At 39.2% G+C, this 3,140-nt stretch carries 4 protein-coding genes; all 4 read left to right on the top strand.

Annotation, left to right across the window (positions count from 1 at the left end; all coding sequences use genetic code 11):
• The first annotated feature begins 158 nt into the window (after positions 1 to 158).
• The 4 genes from A9239_RS13200 (at position 159) to A9239_RS13215 (ending at position 2,726) form a co-directional block, all read left to right on the top strand.
• Positions 159 to 923 carry a metal ABC transporter ATP-binding protein gene (locus A9239_RS13200; protein WP_048157216.1) on the top strand — a complete coding sequence of 255 codons (765 nt, stop codon included), beginning with the start codon at positions 159 to 161 and terminating at the stop codon, positions 921 to 923.
• A gap of 54 nt (positions 924 to 977) precedes the next feature.
• Positions 978 to 1,802, top strand: a complete 825-nt coding sequence (locus tag A9239_RS13205; RefSeq protein ID WP_048122604.1) for a metal ABC transporter permease — start codon at positions 978 to 980, stop codon at positions 1,800 to 1,802.
• Between the two features lie 168 nt (positions 1,803 to 1,970).
• A complete protein-coding gene (locus tag A9239_RS13210) occupies positions 1,971 to 2,156 on the top strand; it encodes a hypothetical protein (protein WP_048122602.1) in 186 nt (61 codons plus the stop codon).
• Positions 2,157 to 2,270: 114 nt separating this feature from the next.
• Positions 2,271 to 2,726, top strand: a complete 456-nt coding sequence (locus A9239_RS13215) for a hypothetical protein (protein WP_048122600.1) — start codon at positions 2,271 to 2,273, stop codon at positions 2,724 to 2,726.
• Positions 2,727 to 3,140 lie beyond the last annotated feature (414 nt).

Raw genomic sequence — 3,140 nt, forward strand, 5'->3', positions numbered from 1 at the left:
ACAAAGTCAGTAAGGTACGAGGTCAGTAAAATTAGCATTTAAGTTCTGGTAAGGTCAACCACTCAAATTTCGTATCTAAATATCAAAAGATTGTAATCCGATAAATAAAAACGATGATAAAAAACGATGATAAAAAACGATATTCTGAAGGGAAGGAAATGGAGACGGTTATAGAACTGAAAGATGTCTGGGTTCGTTATGGAACTCAGACGATTCTTGAGGCAATCAATTTTGAGTTAAAAGAGCCTAATGGACTGCTTGGGATTATCGGACCTAATGGGGGAGGAAAGACCACATTTCTAAAAGTGCTCCTTGGACTTTTGAAACCTTATAAGGGCAGTGTAAAGCTCTTTGGGAAACCACCCGAAAAGAGCAGAGAGCTTGTAGGCTATGTTCCTCAATACAAAGGTTTCGATTTTGACTTTCCTATAAGTGTCTGGGAAGTAGTTCTCACAGGCAGGATGAGCCATACGGGTTTTCGGAAAAAGTATAGAGAAGAAGACAAAAAGGCTGCAGAAGAAGCCCTGAGGATGGTAGAAATGTTCCAGTACAAGGACCGTCAGATTGGGCAGCTTTCTGGTGGGCAGCGGCAGAGAGTCTTTATTGCGAGAGCTCTTGCCACAAACCCCAAACTTTTGCTTCTTGACGAACCAAATTCCGGGCTTGATCCGCATATGCAGGATGAACTCTACCGCCTGCTGAACAGGCTCAAGCAGGAGATGGCAGTCATCATGGTTACTCACGACCTCAGCGCGGTTTCTATTTATGTCGACAAAATAGCCTGCTTAAACCGTACTCTCCATTACCATAACTCCAGAGAAATCCCGGTTGAAGATCTTGAAGCTACCTACCAGTGTCCTGTTGAACTGATTGCTCATGGAATACCTCACAGGGTTTTGAGTAACCATGAGGAAAACTCCTGAAGATCAGGACCTGTTCGAAAAGGACTGACTCGAAAAACAGATGGAGAAATAAGAATGTTTAATTTTCTGCAATATACCTTTATCCAGAATGCTCTTGCAGCCGCAGTTCTTGCAAGTATAGCCTGCGGGATTATAGGAGTCTATGTTGTCGTCAAAAAAATAGTCTTCATAAGTGGGGGAATAGCTCATGCTTCCTTTGGAGGTGTTGGGCTGGGCTATTACCTCGGAATTAACCCTATGTTCGGAGTTCTTCCCTTCAGCTTGCTTTCGGCTCTTGTCATGGGAACAGTGAGCAAGAGGTCTAAAATCCCCGAAGACAGTGCTATAGGCATACTCTGGTCTCTTGGAATGGCGCTCGGAATAATTTTTGTCTATTTAACTCCTGGATATGCTCCTGATCTTATGACCTATCTATTTGGAAATATTCTAACAGTACCCCGCTCCGACCTTTACTTTATGTTAGCTCTTGATGTAGTAATAGTAGGTGCAGTTTACTTACTTTATAAGGAATTCCTTGCCCTTTGTTTTGATGAAGAATTCACAACCGTGCAGGGCCTTCCTACTGAGAAGCTTTACCTTTTCCTGCTCTGCATAATTGCTCTAACAATTGTGGTGCTTATTAAGGTCGTGGGTATTATCCTTGTAATTGCTCTTCTCACCATTCCTGCTTCCCTGAGCCGTAAATTCACCCATAACCTGAAGCGTATGATGCTGATTTCCATGGTCTTTGGAACTATAATCAGCGTTACAGGAATAGGTCTTTCATATGCTCTGGATGTCCCATCCGGTGCGACTATTATTCTCGTACTGAGCCTTGTATATGGGGTTGTGGCTTTCGGAATGGAAATGCTTGAGAATAGAAGAAGTTCAAGGGCTTAAAAATCCCTGAACTCCATTTTAAAGGTTTTAAATGGGTGTTTACAACTTATTCAAGACTGGTTCAGAATATTTTGAATAGCTATTCAGGACTTTTACAGTATTGGGGATAAATTATACTATAATTATATTTATTCAGTTTTATTAAGACATAATTTTATATATGGTGAGATGCTAGAGCCTAAATGTTTAATTGATTATATTTTACAGGATCCAGTACTAAACCTCTCAGGCTGGATTCATGGAGAGAAAAACGGATCTGAAGCATTAACCCATGTGCGTACAACCGCTTCGAGTGGGGAAGCGACGGAAACGCCGGTGATTAACACAATGGATTTATTTGGAGCCACCCTTTAGATAATCCAGTAAGTCTATCTGAAAGTTAATCAAAGCAACTGATTAAACCCGTTATATGAAACTGAAGCCACCAGGCTATTCACTAAAATTAATTTTTGCAATCAGGGTGATAAAATGGATCGTGATACAACCCGGGATCAAAATATAAAAGAAAATGAGACTTTTGATGGAGACTGCCTCGATCTTCCGGATATCCCCCTTCCGGAGACCGACAACGTTCTATACTCAATCCTGAACTCCTTAAACCAGAACATCGCAGATTTTCACACCTTTGTGAAGTTCAACCCCTATCTGTCTGAAGAACATCTTAATGTTGAATTGCTTAAAAGAAGCATGGGCATTCACAGGGACTTTGCAGCTCTTTTCCTGCACACCAAAGAAGAGCTGGTTTTTACTTATCCCGAATTTATAGAAAAAACAGAAAAATTGCTGTTTAAGGGAAATGTTGGTACCGACTGCATAAAATATACCCACAAATTATGCAGGGCAATAAGCGACTATAAAATAGCCCTGCACAGAGAAGGTTATTTGCCTGACCTGAGAAGACAGCTACCGCTAGTTGATCTATAATCATCCGGCAATTTACTTTTTTCTGTCAAATTCCTCTTTTTCATCAGGATTCAAAGCCAGGCTTCTACTTTTTTATATTTTAAGATTCTAATAATTCTATTAACTCTATTAATTCTAATAATTCTATTAATTCTATTAATTCTAATAATTTTATGAATTAAATATGCTTCTCAAACTCTATTTTTACTGAATGCAGAAAGGAAATTCCTTCTATTATATCTCAACTTCCTTTGTATTTTACGGTACTTCCAGAATTTTATATTTCGTTTTCAGTACATCCGTAGTTTTATATAACTACAAGCTCTCTGAATTGTCAGGCATCTGTAAAAAACGGTGTCTTTGAAAATCGGTATTTAAAAACGGTATTAAAAAACGGCATTTAAAAAACGGTATCTTAAAAACGGTTCTTAAAAA

It is taken from the genome of Methanosarcina sp. A14 (genome assembly GCF_001729375.1).
GTDB classification, from domain to species: domain Archaea; phylum Halobacteriota; class Methanosarcinia; order Methanosarcinales; family Methanosarcinaceae; genus Methanosarcina; species Methanosarcina barkeri.